The following is a 16406-nucleotide window of genomic DNA, read 5'->3' on the forward strand; positions in this document are numbered from 1 at the left end:
CCTCCAGCTCGGCGGTGTAGCTCAGTGCCAAGGGCTCGGAGCCTGGGGCGGCGCTGCTGCGAAGCAGCTCCCAGGTGTCTGGCGTGAGGCTCAGCGAGTGCTCGAGGTGGACGAGGTCAAGGAAGCCTTCGACCAACGGCTCCCCGGACTCTGTGTGGGCACTGGCCAGGACAGCGAAGAGTGCCGGCCAGGCGCGACCAAGGAGGACATCGGGCGAAACAGCAGTGCTCATCTCCCCGCTCGTCACCGCACCATACTGGGCAATGTCGGTGGCGCTGAGGTGAACGGTGACTGTTGCGGCCCCGGAATCAACCTCAGGCAGGTCGCCGCCGACAGCTTGGCGCAGCAGCTCCCGCATGGCGGATTCGGCATCGTCGACAGTGACCAGTGGTGAGGCACCCGGAATGCGCGGCAGAGTGATGCGCACACGCAGCCCAGCTCCGGAGTGGAAAGGAACGGTCAACCACATGGCGTCTTCGCCCCCAGCTTCCAGCTCGGCCCCATCAAGGCCAAGGCGCAGGGGGTTGGGCTGCTCGCGCCCGGCCCAATTCAGCCCCGGGGCGCAGCGAATGAGCTCTTCAGTGCTGAAAGCGGGCTCGCCAGAGTCATCCTCGGTCTCGTCAAGAAGCGCAAGTGCCGCATGTTCGAAGCGGCCAAGTATCTGCGCCACCGGCTCGTTGGCCTGCTCGATTCCCTCGACGGCTGCCGTGCCGGGGATGATGCAGACCTCGTCGGCGTCGTAATGCTCATCGTGGGCCTGCCACAAGGTGTCGCGGCGCCAGCGGCGGCGTATCTCGGAGTCAATAACCGGCACAAAGTTCGCGGGTTTGCCAGGGCCATCCACGAGCTGAATGAACCACGCGGCGTCGGTCGGGTGCAGCGCCGCGTCACCGTAGAGTTCGGTCAGCTGATTAATCGCCTCAGCCGGTTTCTCGCGGTCAGCCTCAACGCACAGCTCAATATCGCCGTGATCGGCCGGGTGGAGGCGGGCTTCGGCCCGCGCCACCATGCGCGTGAATCGGTTAAACCAGGACTCATCCACCCAGCCGTCCAGGTAGGACAGCTCGAGGTAGCGCTGCAGCCACTCAGAATAGGACATCTCATCGAGGTCCCCGAAATAGGGCTTGCACGTGCGCCCGATGGCCTCAATAATCTCTGCACGCCGTGCCTCCACGGCCGCGGCGTCACCGGCCACCTCATCCAAGAGGCACCCGGCGCGGGCGAAGGAATTATCCAGCTCATGGATGTCCGCGCCCAGGTCCGAGCGGCCCGACACAACGTCCCCGCTGTGCGCGGCGACGAGAGCCTGCTTCACCGACTCGGATGCGGTGGACTCCTTCGCCGCCATAGCGGCGGAACCCACCATGATGGCATCGACTGGCGCCGCAGGCAGGCCGAAGCGCTGCGCCCACGTGCCCAGCAGGTACTCTGCACCACGCTCTGGGGTGCCGATTCCCCCGCCGACGGCGAGGAGGACATTGTCGCGCTCACGGATCCGCGCGTAGGTGGCGGCCAGAACATCATCGAGGCCCTCTAGAGAATGGTGGCCACCGGCCGCGCTACCTTCAAGCTGCACGATGACAGTGGTCTGAGGGAGAGCATCAGCAATGCGGAGCACCTCCTCCACCTGCGCCGAGGTGCCCGGCTTGAAGGCAACCCACGGGATGTTTGCCGCGTGGAGCTTCTCCACCAGCTCCACGGCCTCCTCCACAGGAGGAATGCCGGCGGAAATCACCACGCCGTTGATGGGTGCTCCCGCCGCACGCGCTCGCAGAATCGAGTTCGGTCCCTCAATCTGGCGGCGCCACTGGGAGGCCGCGAGATACAGCGCATTGAACTGGGCGTTCACCCCGGGCTGCAGCAACCGCCCCAGGGTGTGCAGGTTCTCCTGCAGGATGCCATCGGTGTGCTGTCCCCCGCCGGCTAGCTCCGCCCAGTGCCCAGCATTGGCCGCCGCAGCGACGATTTCCGGATCCACCGTGGTGGGGGTCATCCCGGGAAGCATGACCGGCGAGTAGCCGGTGGACTGGGTAAAGGCAGTCGCCAGACGCCCGTCTGCCACGCGCGGTGCCCACTCGGACCACGCGCAAGGCAGGGACGGTGCGCGGCCCGGTTCCACGAGCTGGGCCAGTCCTTCCGCCGTCCCCACGGCAAGCGTGCCCACGCCGCGTCCAGCAACGAGATCGCGTGTCAGCGGCTCCACCCCACGGGCGGGCCCGATTTCCAAAATCCAACGCGCCCCGTCCTGAAGCGCTGTGTCAACGCGCTCGGGCCAATCTACGTAGTCCGTGAGCACCGCCCGCGCGAGCTGCGCGGCGGATTCGGGTTCCAGTCCGATCCGGGCCGCCCAGCTTTCCACCTGTTCCACCGCATACTGCATGGTGGGATGGTGGAAAGCAGCTGAAACGTCAAGGTCGGAAACGGTAACTGCGGCGGGCTTGCCTTCCTCCCCTTCCGTAGGGGTCGAGTTCTCTTGCAGCGCGGTCTTCACCCGGGCAAGCTCAGCTGGTGTTCCGACAATAACGAAGCGCCCCCGCCCGTTGTCGAGTCCGATGTGGGCGCCGGCGTCGAACAGTTGCTGCTTTGTCGCACCGGTCACCGCCGCCATGGGCGCGCCCTGCGGGGTGCGGACGAGCCCAGCGCTGCGCGCGGTGGTTACCATAGCCGCACCAATGAGGCGCGCCAGCGCCAGGGCCCCAGCTGGGCTCATGCGTCCCTCAACAACCGCCGCGGCAAGCACGCCCTGGGAGTGGCCAATGCTGGTGACGGCATCCTCGAGTTTTATTCCATGCGCACGCAGCGATTCAAGGACTGCCAACTGCGAGGTGAGGATGCCGGGGGTGGAAAGCGAGGCGTCGGCCAGCGCGTGCGCCCACGCCGGCTCCTCGTCTGCCCAGGCCATAGGCGCAAACCCGTGCGGTGTGGAAGGCAGGAGTTCCTCCTCCAGCGGGGCAAGGAGTTGCTCGGCTTCGGCAAGGTACTCCGCGATATGTGGCCGCACGCCGGTGGCCAGGGCATCGCGCAACGTCGGCAGCCAGGCATAACCTTGTCCGGAGAAAGACAGCGCGAAAGGCTCGGAGCCCAAGCGCACGGACAAAGGCGCAGAGACGCGAAAATCAGACACCTGCGCTACTCCCCCAAGGTGCGCGCCACAAGCTGCACCGCCTCTTCGAGGGAAGGATGCGATGTCGGCTTCGGCATACCGCAAAAGACCTGGCAGGCGTGATCCGGGATGACCTCCGCCGAGCGCGTCAGGCCGCGTTCAGCGAGGTACTCGTCAAAGAACATATCGATACTCATACCGTGTGCCGATTCTACCCACTAGGATCAATGCGTCATGGCCACTCGTACCCCGTTCTTCATCGCCGCGCTCCTCAATGCCGCGGTAGCAGTCCTGGTGGCCATCGGTCTTATCCTCCCCACCCCAACCGAACCTGCGCCCGAACGGCCCAGCGTCACTACTTCAACGGCGCCCACGCAGGAAGGCCCAGCAGAAGAACGCACCGAAGAAAAACATGCCGACGAGGCCGCGCCCGCGCCGGACATCGCCGAAGCACTCACTGCCTTAGATTCCTTGGAGGTCAAAGGCCGCGCGCCCAAGACCGGCTATGAGCGCGAAGAGTTTGGCCAGGCGTGGTCCGATGACGTCACGGTGGACTTCGGCCACAACGGCTGCGATACCCGCAACGACATCCTCCGCAGAGACCTAGATTCGGAAAGCCTCGTGCTCAAGGAAGGCACCCACGACTGCGTGGCACTGTCCGGCACCTTGCACGATCCCTATTCGGGCCAGGACATTGAGTTCCAGCGCGGGGCACAGACCTCGAGTGCGGTGCAGATCGATCACGTTGTGGCGCTGGCCGACGCCTGGCAGAAAGGCGCCCAGCAATGGTCACCCGAAAAGCGCCGCAACTTTGCCAATGACCCACGCAACCTCCTGGCCGTCGATGGTCCTCTCAACCAGCAGAAAGGCGCTGGCGATGCCGCCACGTGGCTGCCGCCCAACAAAGGTTTTCGCTGTGAGTATGCGCGTCGCATCGTCGAGGTAAAAGCGGTCTATGAAATCTGGGTCACGGAAGCAGAAAAAGATGCACTGAGCCGGCTGCTGCATGCTTGCTGAACGTTCCTTAATTCTTATCTATTCAGCGCAATCCCCCTGCACACTACCCCCAAACTATGCGCATATTATTCACTCCCACCCAGGCAATCAGGCATGATTTGTGAGCCCAAAGAAGCTTTCAGGCCCTGCGCAGACACCCCCATGCCGCAAAATTCTATAGGCCAACTAATATGTAATTAATACAAAGTTTCACACATGGGGAGCGCCCCCATGAAACAAAAAACAATCATTATTCCTCTCCCGTCTCACATTTCTTTTAATATGTGACACAGCACCTAGACTGAGGTCTAGGTCACATGAGTGCCGTTAACTCTTATCGGCCGCCATACTCACCGAATCTGCCGAGACAAACCCTGCGAAGGAATAGTGATGTTCAAGTACATCATCAAGAAGACCGCCAGCTGGCTGGTAGTCATCTTCCTCGCGACTAATATCGCGTATCTCCTGGCCGCAACCTTCCTTGATCCCCGATCAAATTATGTCGGCCGCAACCCACCGCTCGAGCCGGAAGAAATCGGCCGCATCCTCACTCCGCTCGGGCTCAACCCTGAGACCCCGCTTATTGAGCGCTGGTGGGGCTGGCTCTCTAACATTCTCTTCCACTGGGACTGGGGTACCTCCCCTCTCGGCGACCCGGTCAGCGCGCAAATCGCTCACCGCGCTCTCGTCTCGGCGCAGCTGCTGCTCGTCGCCACGATCCTCTCCGTCATCATCGGCGTCGGCCTCGGTGTCTACACCGCCTCCCGCCAGTACAAGGCGGCTGATCGTTTCTGGCAGGGCGTTTCCATCATCACGATGAACACCCACGTGGTCGTCGCCTCCATTCTGGTTGTTGCTGGTGGCCTGTGGATCAACCGCGTCACCGGCCACCGCGTGGTCTATGTGACGGGCGCTTCCAGCCTCGGCGTCGAGGGCTTTTTCCCCAAGCTTCTCGATATGGCGCAGCACCTCATCCTGCCGTCGATTTCCCTCATCATCATCAGCTACGCCGGCTACCACATGATGCAGCGCACGTTGCTGCTGGATAACCTCAACGCCGACTATGTACGCACTGCCCGGGCCAAGGGCCTCACGCGCTCGCAGGCTATCCGCAAGCACGCTTTGCGTACCTCCATCATCCCGGTTGCGACCTCCGTGGCCTTCTCCGTTCCCGGAATCTTCACCGGCGCCATCATGACGGAAACCATCTTCGCGTGGAAGGGAATGGGCCAGTACTTCATCGAAACCATCAGCCGCAACGATGTCAACGGCACCACCGCCGTCGCCGCTTTCGGTGCCGTCATGATTGCCTTCTCCGCAATCCTGGCTGACCTCGTCGTCGTAGCCCTCGATCCGCGAGTAAGGGTGAGCTAAATGTCTCCAGAAAAGAAATCCACGTCGCCGCGCTCGGAAGCGCGCCAGCCGCAGCGCCACCGCCGCAACGATCTCGCCATCGACTCCGCTGCTGACAACCTCGGTGTGCGTCCGCATACCGCCACTGCTGACTTTTCACCGCAGACCGAACCCAGCGCACAGTCCGCACTTGGTTCCGGCGTTGATGTCGATGACGCACAGCGCAAGCAATACTCCAGCAGCGATTTCCGTGGCACCTCAAAGCTCAAGCTCTATGTTCGCCGTTTCTTCCGCAACAAGGCGGCTGCTATCGGCCTCGTCATCTTCGTGCTGCTCGCGCTGTTGTCCGTTTTCGGAAGCTTCCTCACTCCGTGGTCTTTCGACGAACCGGACTTCTTCAACCTCTCCACCGGGCCTTCCTCTGAACACTGGTTCGGCACGACTGACTCCGGTAACGACCTCTTCGCGCAGACCGTCCATGGCCTGGGCCGCTCGCTGATCATCGCGCTCATCGTGTCGCTCGCCTCCACACTGATCTCCGCCTTCATCGGCGCAGCTGCAGCCATGTACGGCGGCGCAGTGGAAAAGGTCATCTTGGCCGTCATCCACTTCCTGCTGGCCATCCCGACCTTCCTGCTCATCGCCTTGGTGGTCTCCGATTCCGGCGGCGATTGGAAGCTACTCATCGTCGTGCTTATTGCCTTCGGCTGGATGTACCCGGCGCGTGTTATCTGGGCCATGGCGCTGAGTGTGCGGGAAAACGACTACGTCCGTGCCGCGGACTACATGGGTGTGTCGCGCCTGCGCACCATCTTCCGCCACGTGGTTCCCAACATCGGCTCGCTGCTCATCATCCAGGCGGCCTTGGGCGTGGTGTCCACCATCATGTCGGAGACCGCGCTGTCCTTCCTGGGCTTGGGTGTGAAGCTTCCCGACGTCTCCCTGGGCACCCTCCTCGCCGGCGGCGCCAACGCCGTCGAGGCCTCGCCCTGGCTCTTCTACTTCCCCGCAGGCGTCCTCACGCTGCTGACCGTATCCATGGCGTTTATCGCCGACGGTCTGCGCGACGCCATTGACCCCAACTCGAACTCTGGAGGCCGAGCATGACCCCGCAGAATACTGCGCATACCGCCAACGCCGTCCCGGCCAGCCGCGCCACCGGTCCCGCCGGGTCCGCCGACCCGGTTCTGTCGGTACGCAACCTGTCCGTCACCTTCCCCTCGGAAGCTGGCTCCGTCCACGCAGTGCGTGGCGTTGACTTCGACCTCATGCCTGGGCGCACCCTGGCCATTGTGGGCGAGTCCGGCTCCGGTAAGTCTGTGACCTCCCTCGCGGTTATGGGTCTGCTACCCGACTACGCCAAGGTGGAAGGCTCCGTGGTCTATGCCGGCACCGAGCTCATCGGCAAGTCCGACAAGGAGATGTCGAAGATCCGTGGCAAGGACATCGCCATGATCTTCCAGGATCCGCTCTCCTCCTTGACCCCGGTTTTCTCCATCGGCGACCAGCTCATCGAGGCACTCCAAACCCACCGCGATATCTCCAAGAAGGACGCCGAGAAGGAAGCCATTCGCCTGCTCGAACTCGTTGGCATCCCGGAGGCAGACAAGCGCGTGAAGTCCTTCCCGCACGAGTTCTCGGGCGGCATGCGCCAGCGCGTGGTCATCGCCATTGCCATGGCGAATAACCCGCGCGTCATCATTGCTGACGAGCCCACCACCGCCCTCGACGTCACCATCCAGGCACAGATCCTGGAGGTGCTCAAGGTGGCGCAGCGCGAAACCGGTGCGGCCGTCATCATGATTACCCACGACATGGGCGTGGTCGCCGGCACCGCCGACGACGTTCTCGTCATGTACGCCGGACGCCCGGTGGAGCTGGGCGATGTCGACACCATCTTCAACAACCCCAAGATGCCCTATACCGTGGGGCTTCTCGGTTCCACGCCGCGCGTGGACAAGGCCACCGATGAGCCTCTCACGCCTATTGCCGGCACCCCGCCGCGCCTCATCGAGGTCGCAGCCGAATGCCCCTTCGCGGACCGCTGCCCGGTGGTGAAGGATGAGTGCCGCACCGTGGAGCCGGAGCTGCGCGCGCTTGACGACGCACCCCACCACTTCGCCTCCTGCCTGCGATCCGATGAGATCAAGGACGGCACGATTGGTGGCGAGCGCATGTACCCGCTGCCGCAGATTTCCCCGGACTCGCTGGGTGATACGCCCTATGAGCAGCGCCCTGTCACCTTGGAGGTCAAGAACCTGGTCAAGGACTTCCCGCTTATCAAGGGAGCGATTCTCAAGCGCCGCGTCGGTACCGTGCACGCGGTCAAGAACGTCAGCTTCGATGTCCACCAGGGCGAGTGCTTCGCCATCGTGGGTGAGTCCGGCTCCGGCAAGACCACGACCTTGTTGGAAATCATGGACCTCAACCCGCCCGAGGGTTCCACCATCGTGGTCAATGGCACCAGTACTTCTGGCCTGAGCGCGTCTGCACGCCGCTCTCTGCGCAAGGACATCCAGATCGTCTTCCAAGATCCGATGAGCTCGCTCAACCCGCGCATGACCATCCGCGAGATCATCGCTGAGCCGCTGGAGTCGCTGGGGTACGAGGGGGACGTCGGCCAGCGCGTGGCAGAGCTGATGAAGCTCGTCGGCCTCGAGTCCCACCAGGTGGACCGCTTCCCCGGACACTTCTCCGGCGGTCAGCGCCAGCGCATCGGCCTGGCCCGCGCGCTAGCCACCAACCCCTCCATCGTGGTGCTCGACGAGCCCGTCTCCGCCCTCGACGTCTCCATCCAGGCTGGCATCATCAACCTGCTGCACGACCTGAAGAATCGTCTGGGTATTTCCCTGGTCTTCGTCGCCCACGACCTGTCCGTTGTGCGCCACCTCTCCGACAAGGTCGCTGTGATGTATAAGGGCGATTTCGTGGAATATGGCCCCACCGACGAGGTCTTCGACAACCCCCAACACGCTTACACCCGCGCGCTGCTCTCCGCCATCCCGGTGCCGGACCCAGCCGTGGAACGCGACCGGGTGCGCGAAATTTACCAGCCCGCCGAAACCCCGGCTTAGCAAGACTTATAACTGAATACTCCCCTTTGTCTCCATGTTTCCTCTCGAAAGGACACAAAAATGAACATGAAGCTCCGCAGGACGGCCCTCGCAGTGGTCACCGCCTCTGCCCTCATCCTCACCGGCTGCGCCTCCGATGGCGGCTCCGGCAACTCTGAGGGCTCCAAGGACTCCAGCAACTCCGCTTCCGGCGAGAAGCTCGACGTCAAGCTGGACGGCTCCTACAACGCCAAGGACCGCTCCGAGTTGAAGGAGGGCGGTGAGCTGCGCTTGGCCATCACCGAGATCTCCCAGCAGCAGAACCCCTTCCAGGCCGACGGCACTCTGTACACCAACGACGTGTGGAAGTACTACAACCCGCAGATCGGTCTCTTCGATGGCGCAGGTGAATTCCACGTCAACAATGACTACATCACGGATGTCAAGGACGAGGAGAAGGACGGCAAGACCGTCGTCACCTACACCATCCACGAGAAGGCGCAGTACAACGACGGCACGCCGATTGACTGGAAGGCCTTCGAAAACACCTGGAAGTTCAACAACGGTGAGAACGAGGAGGCTAACGTTTCCTCCACCGACGGCTACGAGCTCATCGAGTCCGTGGAGCCGGGCGAGAACGACAAGCAAGCCGTCATCACCTTCAAGCAGGCCTATCCCTGGTGGCAGGGTCTGTTCAACTTCCTACTCCCGCCGCAGGTGGATTCCGCGGAGAAGTTCAATACCGCCTACCTAAGCAAGGTTCACCCGGAGTGGGGTGCGGGACCGTACAAGATCGAGAACGTCGATTTCCAGAGTGGTAGCGCCACCTTCGTCCCGAATGAGAAGTGGTGGGGCGACAAGCCTTTCTTGGACAAGGTAACCTACCGCCAGATGGAGAGCCAGGCTTCCATCAACGCCTTCAAGGCCGGCGAAATTGATGCAACCGGCGTAGGCAACAAGGAGCGTCTGGCTGCGGTCAAGGACATGGAGGGCATTGAGATCCGCACCGCCATGGCCCCGTCCAACTCGCTCATCGTTCTCAACTCCAAGAACGAGATTCTTTCCGATGCCAAGGTCCGCGAAGCCATCATGACCGGTATTGACCGCTCCACGCTGTCCGGCATCCGCTTCAACGGCCTCAACGGTTACACCGAGGACCTGCCGGGTTCCTTCACCCTGTACCAGACCCAAGAAGGCTACGAGGATAACTTCGGCTCCGTCGTGAAGTTCGACGCCGAGAAAGCCAAGTCGCTGCTCGATGAGGCCGGCTGGAAGGAAGGCGGCGACGGCATCCGCGAAAAGGACGGCAAGAAGCTGTCCATGCGCTACACACTGCTGGGTGATTCTTCCATCAGCAAGGCCCTGGCTACCGCCACCCAGAAGATGATGAAGGACATCGGCGTGGACCTGAAGGTGGAGGAGCGCCCCTCCGCGGACTTCTCCAAGATCACCTCCTCCTATGACTTCGATGTCTTCCCCATGGGCATCACCTCCGGTGACCCATTCGGCGTGGCCTACTTCGGCCAGGTTTACCGTTCCGGCTCGCAGCTTAACCGCTCCGGTACGGGTACCCCGGAGATGGACAAGAAGATCGATGAGCTCGCCACGATCTCCGACCCTGACGAGCAGATCAAGGAAGCCAACAAGCTGGAGAAGGAAGCACTGGCCCAGTACGGCATCATGCCGATTTACAACGGTCCGGACATGGTGGCAACCAACCCGGATATCGCTAACTTCGGTGCCAAATCCTTCGCTGTCATCGAGGTCGAAAACATCGGCTACGTCAAGTAGGTAACGCGCTCGGCGCCGCATCATATGATGCATGGAGCCTTGCTCTCACTTCCGCCGAAAGAAAAGAGAGGGCCTTCCCGGACTGTGGGAAGGCCCTCTTTTAATGTGCTTAGCTGTCTTTAGTTGTCCTTGTTGAGCTGGTTGCGCAACTGGTCAAAATAATCGCGCGCGCTCTGCGGCTGGTTGTTACCCTGCGGCGGGGCCGGGAAGCCCGAGAACTGACCAAAGCCCTGGCCCTGCTGTGCGTTCTGCACCTTTTCCTGAGCCTGTTGCTGTGCGCGCTGCGCCTGCTCCATCAGCTCAGCATCGCGGCGGGCACGCTCATCGCGCTCGCGGCGCTCCTGCTCCTCACGGCGGCGACGCTCAGCAGCGGCGTTCTCGCGGCTGTGCTTTGCTTCGCCGGCCGGCACCTTCGGTTTCGGGGCATCATTAATAGCGTTAGTGGACAGCAAAGTATCGCGCATACCGCCGAAGAGATCCTGCATGCCGCCCGGATTAGACGGCATGTACAGCACATTGGTGTGGGCGCGGTCGGCTACGTCCACCATGGCGTCGAGGTACTGGGAGACCAGCATGAGGGTCTCGGGGTTCTCCTGCACGCCGGCAGCACGCAGCAGCTCATACTGCTGGGCAATACCTTCGACGATCTCCTTTCGCTGGTCAGCCACACCGCGACCCTGCAGTTTCTTAGCCTCGGCCGCACCCTCGGCTTCCTTGACCACGCGGATCTTCTCGGCCTCCGCCTGGGCAACGGCCGCCTCGCGCTCACGCTGCGCCGCGTTAATGGAGTTCATGGACTCACGCACGCGGGCATCCGGGCGAATATCGGTAACCAAGGTATTGACGAAGTTCCAGCCGTAGGCGGCCATGTTATCGCGCAGGGACATCGCCACGTTGCGGGCAATAGTGTCCTTGGAAGAGAAAGAATCGTCCAGGTTCATATTTGCCACCGAGGAACGAACGTTGTCCTGAACGTAGGCCACGATCTGCTGTTCGTGGTTGGACAGGGTGTAGAAAGCCTGACGCTCGCTGCCCTGGACTACTTCGTACTGCACGGCAACCGGGATCTGGACGAAGACGTTGTCCTTGGTCTTGGTTTCCACCATGACATCGAGCTGACGAATCTGCAGGCTGATCTTGGCGCGCACGCGGTCGACATAGGGCAGCTTGAAGTGCAAGCCTGCGTGAGCCACGGTCACGAACTTACCCATGCGCTCAATGATGGCGGCTTCCTTCGTCCGGACGATGTAGAAACCGTCGAAGGCGGTGGCAATAATAAGTAGGAGAATCACGCCAATGACGATGAGACCGCCCATAGGCTTATCCTTTCTGCTCGGTTTAGATTTTCCTAACCAGTGTGCCACACGGTGACCGCCGCCACTCGGCGAGGGAGACTACTCCCCGAGCCCACACGGAGCCCCTTAACGCTCGTCGGCCGCTCGGAAGAGCTCACCCAAAATCCCCGCGCCGTCCTCACTAATCCCGTTGTGCTGGAAGCGGTTGGTCACCACTGGGCGCAGGTCGCGGTAGGTCTCCCCTGTAGCCAGAGAATCCTCGAAGGGCACGAAGATATCGTCGAGGTAGATGGCGGCGGAGGCGGTCACGGGGGCGTCGGCAAGCGCAGAGGCGTCATACGGAGAGCTCGCCCACTCGTGGGCGGCGAGCTCCTCGGCGGCCTGCTTGAAGGGGCGCAGCGCCGGATCCTCATCGAATTGCCAGGGGAAGATGTGCTCACCGGTCAGATAGGTGCCATCCTCGGCGAACTCGGGGAACTCCTCACGCACGCGGTGCGCCGCCCAGCCGGTGACGGCCTGGTCGCCGACGCCGCCGTAGATAGATTCATGGATGGCCGCATACAGCGGGCCAGCCTGGAAGCTCACGCGCTGCCCCACGTCGTTGAGGAAGTCCGAACGCAAGCGCTTTTCGCCGTTCACCGTCCGGAAAGGCTCCTCCAGCAGGTAGCCCAAAGAATCGAAGCCAGTGCCGCGCCCCAGCTCAATTCCGATGGTGCGGAAGCGGCGCGAAGACAGGCGCTCCCCTGTCGGCAGCAGCTCCTCCGAGTTGTCTAGGTGGTGGAGGATTTCCTCGATGCGCCCTTGTGCCCACGGGAACTGGGCATAGAAGCGTTCGTGGCGGACCTTGAGCTTGGCAAAAGTGGTGCGGTAGAGATCATCCGCGCCCTTGGTCAGGGTGGGCAGTCCACCAGTGAGGAAGGCGCGCCCGATGGAATCAGGGAACATCGAGGCATAGGCGGTGATGATGAAGCCGCCGAAGGATTGGCCGAAGAGAACCCAGGATTCCTCACCGAGGTGCTCGCGCAGGCGCTCGGCATCGCGCACGATATTCTCTTGCCGCAGCTGCGCCAGACGCGCTGCGCTGCGATCCTCAGCCGGGCTGAGCTCGTCAATGCGGTGGCTGCGCCCAGTGCCGCGCTGGTCCATGAGGATCCAGCGATAGCGCTCCAGGCCCTTCCCGATGAGCCCTGAGGCACCCGTCGGCCGCGGCGCCGGAAAACCCGGCCCGCCCTGGTTATAGAGCAGCGCCGGGTAATTCTCACCGCCCGGCGGGATGATTTCCCGAGCGTAGAGCTCGAACTCCCCCGCGGCGGGATTGTCATAGTCCCAGGGGACGGTGATGGTGTGTTCCTTAATGGTGTGGCCGAAGCGTTTCATGCTTCTAGTAGACCACGAAACCTTCCTTGCGGAACACCTCGCGGATAGCTTCGACGTCTTCCGGCTTCGGCGGCTTCGTATCCTCCAGGGTGTACGGGTAGCCCAGCTCGTGCCACTTGTCCGCGCCCATGTTGTGGAAGGGCAGCACCTCGACGCGCTCGACGTTGCTCTTCCAGCGGGAGACGATCCTGGCTACGTTGGCGACGTTTTCGGGGCCGTCGGTAAGCCCCGGCACCACCACGAAGCGGATCCAGACCGGTTTGCCGATGGCATTGAGGCGATCCCCAAAGTCGATCGTCGGCTGCAATTCACGCCGGGTGACCTTCTTATAGGTCTCCTCGTCACCGGACTTGACGTCCAGCAGCACCAAATCGATATTGTCCAGGTCTTCATCACGCAGGCGCGCGCCGAGGTAGCCCGAGGTGTCGATCGTGGTGTGGATGCCTGCATCGTGAACTTCCTTGAGCAGGCGCCGCGCGAAGGCGATCTGGAAGAGCGGCTCACCACCAGAGATGGTCAGTCCACCCCCAGAAGCCTTGAAGACGGGCTTATAACGCTTGATGCGCTTGACCACATCCTCGATGCGCTCCAAAGTGCCGACCTTCATCTCCATGGTGTCGGGATTGTGGCAATACTGGCAGCGCAACGGGCACCCGGACATGAACATGGTCATGCGTGTTCCGGGGCCATCAACAGCCGTCACCAGCTCCCAGGAGTGCACGAGCGCGACATCGCCGGAGCGGCGGGCCTGCATCAACTCCGAGCGGGTGTAGCCGTCGAGGTCGTTGTCCGTTCCTAAACCGGCGGCGGCACCGCGCACCTTTTCCCCTTCTTCCGGAGAAAGACGCACGACGCCGGTAATGCCATCTGCCATTTAGGAGCCCTGGTGGAAGGTACGGGAGATGACGTCGAGCTGCTGCTCGCGGGTGAGCTTCACAAAGTTCACCGCGTAGCCGGAAACACGGACCGTGAGGTTCGGGTACTTCTCTGGGTGCTCAACGGCGTCCTCCAGGGTGGACTTGTCCAGGACGTTGATGTTGGCGTGGTAGAGGCCTGAGTCCATGTTGTTGGCGGTGCGGTTGGCCTTCATGGTGGCGAGGCGCTCGTCGAAAGTGGGGGTTGCCATGATGTGTTCTCCTTGGGAAGTGGTGTGGAAGTGGTCTATTCGGAATCCATAATGAAGCCGGCGTCGAGGACACCCACCAGGTTGGTGATGCGCTCCTCCGGGGTGCGGCCCAATCCGGATGGGGTGATGGTGTTGGTCAGCGAGATGCCATCGAGGGCATCCTTGTAGTCCAACTTGCCCACCGACAGCATGGAGGCGACCATGCCGTGGTTATCCGCGCCGTTCTCCGGGTTAGCGCCCGGGGCGAACGGGGTGCCTGCCTCGTGGCCGGACGGGAAGGCGCCGGTGGCCTTGCCGTAGACCACGTTGGAGGTAATGGTCAGCACCGACTGGGTCGGAATGGCGTTGCGGTACATCGGGATGGCCTTAATCTTCGCCATGACGGTGTGAACGATGGTGGCGGCGATGTCATCGGCGCGGTCATCATCGTTTCCGTAGAAGGGGAAGTCACCTTCCGTCTTGTAGTCCACGATCAGACCGGTCTCATCGCGCACCGGGTAGACCTTGGCGTACTTAATGGCGGAAAGCGAGTCAGCCACGATGGACAGGCCGGCGATACCGCAGCCCATGGAGCGCACGATATCGGAATCGTGCAGCGCCATCTCGATGGCCTCGTAGGCGTACTTGTCGTGGCAGTAGTGGATGATGTTGAGGGCTTCGACATAGGTGCCGACGACCCAATCCAGCATCTCCTCGTACTTCTGCCAGACCTCGTCGAAATCGAGCGGTCCATCGCCCTTGATGGGCTCGTAGCCGTCAACGACCTGCTTGCCGCTGACTTCGTCGCGGCCGCCGTTGATGGCGTAGAGCAGGGCCTTCGCAGCGTTGACGCGGGCGCCGAAGAACTGCATTTGCTTGCCGACGGCCATCGGGGACACGCAGCACGCAATCGCCGCGTCATCGCCCCACTGCTCACGAATCTGCTTATCGGACTCGTACTGGATGGACGAAGTCTCAATCGAGATGTGGGCACAGAATTCCTTGTAGCCTTCCGGCAGCCGCGGATCCCAGAAGATGGTGATGTTCGGCTCCGGGGACGGGCCCAAGTTAATCAGCGTCTGCAGCAGACGGAAGGAAGTCTTGGTCACCATGTGGCGGCCATCGTCGCCAAAGCCGGCATCGGACCAGGTTGCCCAGTATGGGTCACCGGAGAAGATCTGGTCATAGTCCTCGGTGCGCAGGAAGCGGACGATGCGCAGCTTGAGCACCAGCTGGTCGATGATTTCTTGGGCGTCTTCCTCGGTGATGATGCCCGCGTTCAGGTCGCGCTCGAAGTAGCAGTCGAAGAATGCGGAGAGGCGTCCGATGGACATGGCGGCGCCGTCCTGGGACTTGATGGAGGCCAAATAGCCAAAGTAGGTCCACTGCACTGCCTCGTGGGCGGTCTTCGCGGGCTTCGAGATATCGAAGCCATAGGACTCAGCCATGACCTTGAGTTTCTTCAGGGCCTTGATCTGCTCGGCGTGCTCCTCGCGGTAGCGTGCCCAGTGCTCAGAGAATCCGATATCACCGACTGCGTGCTTGGACGCCTCCTTCTCAGCGATGAGATAGTCCACGCCGTAGAGGGCCACGCGGCGGTAGTCACCAATGATGCGGCCACGGCCATAGGCATCCGGCAGGCCGGTGATGATGTGGGAGGAACGCGCTGCGCGGATGCGCGGGGTATAGATATCGAAGACGGCGTCGTTGTGCGTCTTACGGTAGCGGGTGAAGATCTTCTCGATCTCCGGATCGGTTTCCTTGCCGGCTTCCTTAATGGCCTGCTTGACCATGCGCCAGCCGCCGTTGGGCATCATGGCGCGCTTAAGCGGCGTATCCGTCTGCAGGCCGACGATGACGTCATCGTCCTCGGAGATGTACCCAGCCGGGAAAGCGTCGATATCGCTCGGGGTGTGGGTGTCCACGTCGAAGATGCGCTTTTGGCGCTCGACGGACAGGTAGTTCTTCTCCAAATGATCCCACACGCGCTGCGTCTTCTCGGTGGGCCCAGCGAGGAAGGAAGAATCTCCGTCATAAGGGGTGTAGTTGCGCTGGATAAAATCACGAACGTCAATGTTCTCAGTCCACGGGCCGGGCTCAAAGCCCTTCCATGCCTCGAACTGCACAGACTGTTCCGTTGCGGTGGTCACTATATTGACTCCCTTCATAGTTCACACGACGCGTAAACACTTAGTCGCAGAAGGGCTGTAGGTGACTTCGATTCACAGGCAATTCGGTCAACCCGTACGCCACCGAACCCCTCTCTGTAGCCCATAGTAGGGGGAGAAACGCATAACCTCACATCGGCACATGCGTGCCCCACGGCACCGAAC

The 16406-nt window shown here is 62.0% G+C and carries 12 protein-coding genes; 5 read left to right on the plus strand and 7 right to left on the minus strand.

Annotation, left to right across the window (positions count from 1 at the left end; genetic code table 11):
- Together RDN59_RS03945 and RDN59_RS03950 are read right to left on the minus strand one after the other, a co-directional pair.
- A partial coding sequence (locus RDN59_RS03945) for a fatty acid synthase subunit beta domain-containing protein (protein WP_308606711.1) occupies positions 1 to 3124 on the minus strand: 3124 nt, incomplete at its 3' end.
- 5 nt (positions 3125 to 3129) lie between these two features.
- On the minus strand, positions 3130 to 3300 hold the full coding sequence (locus RDN59_RS03950; protein ID WP_308606712.1) for a hypothetical protein: 171 nt from the start codon (positions 3298 to 3300) through the stop codon (positions 3130 to 3132).
- 37 nt (positions 3301 to 3337) lie between these two features.
- Between RDN59_RS03950 and RDN59_RS03955 the strand changes: the two genes are divergently transcribed.
- From RDN59_RS03955 to RDN59_RS03975, 5 genes are all read left to right on the plus strand, one after another.
- Positions 3338 to 4120 (plus strand): HNH endonuclease family protein, encoded by a 783-nt coding sequence (locus RDN59_RS03955; protein ID WP_308606713.1) that lies wholly within the window; start codon positions 3338 to 3340, stop codon positions 4118 to 4120.
- 369 nt (positions 4121 to 4489) lie between these two features.
- Positions 4490 to 5473: an ABC transporter permease gene (locus RDN59_RS03960; RefSeq protein WP_070516086.1), complete on the plus strand. Its 984-nt coding sequence runs from the start codon at positions 4490 to 4492 to the stop codon at positions 5471 to 5473.
- The gene (locus tag RDN59_RS03965) at positions 5474 to 6559 is read left to right on the plus strand and encodes an ABC transporter permease (RefSeq protein ID WP_308606714.1); all 1086 of its coding nucleotides are present in this window, start codon (positions 5474 to 5476) and stop codon (positions 6557 to 6559) included.
- Positions 6556 to 8526 (plus strand): ABC transporter ATP-binding protein, encoded by a 1971-nt coding sequence (locus RDN59_RS03970; RefSeq protein WP_308606715.1) that lies wholly within the window; start codon positions 6556 to 6558, stop codon positions 8524 to 8526. The genes RDN59_RS03965 and RDN59_RS03970 overlap by 4 nt, the downstream gene beginning before the upstream one ends.
- Positions 8527 to 8586: 60 nt before the next feature.
- Entirely contained in the window at positions 8587 to 10296 is a 1710-nt protein-coding gene (locus RDN59_RS03975; protein WP_308606716.1) for an ABC transporter family substrate-binding protein, read from the plus strand.
- A 119-nt stretch (positions 10297 to 10415) separates the two neighbouring features.
- On the opposite strand, the gene RDN59_RS03980 is transcribed toward RDN59_RS03975, so the two are convergent.
- The 5 genes from RDN59_RS03980 to pflB form a co-directional block, all read right to left on the minus strand.
- Complete coding sequence (locus RDN59_RS03980) at positions 10416 to 11612, minus strand: SPFH domain-containing protein (protein WP_308606717.1); 1197 nt, start codon at positions 11610 to 11612, stop codon at positions 10416 to 10418.
- Between the two features lie 105 nt (positions 11613 to 11717).
- Complete coding sequence (locus RDN59_RS03985; protein ID WP_308606719.1) at positions 11718 to 12968, minus strand: alpha/beta fold hydrolase; 1251 nt, start codon at positions 12966 to 12968, stop codon at positions 11718 to 11720.
- Positions 12969 to 12972: 4 nt separating this feature from the next.
- Positions 12973 to 13842, minus strand: a complete 870-nt coding sequence (gene pflA, locus RDN59_RS03990) for a pyruvate formate-lyase-activating protein (protein ID WP_308606720.1) — start codon at positions 13840 to 13842, stop codon at positions 12973 to 12975.
- Entirely contained in the window at positions 13843 to 14094 is a 252-nt protein-coding gene (gene grcA2, locus RDN59_RS03995) for an autonomous glycyl radical cofactor GrcA2 (protein WP_039676708.1), read from the minus strand.
- Positions 14095 to 14129: 35 nt separating this feature from the next.
- On the minus strand, positions 14130 to 16241 hold the full coding sequence (gene pflB, locus RDN59_RS04000; RefSeq protein ID WP_374044582.1) for a formate C-acetyltransferase: 2112 nt from the start codon (positions 16239 to 16241) through the stop codon (positions 14130 to 14132).
- Between the last annotated feature and the right edge of the window lie 165 nt (positions 16242 to 16406).

The sequence above is a fragment of the uncultured Corynebacterium sp. genome (assembly GCF_902489365.1).
GTDB lineage: Bacteria > Actinomycetota > Actinomycetes > Mycobacteriales > Mycobacteriaceae > Corynebacterium.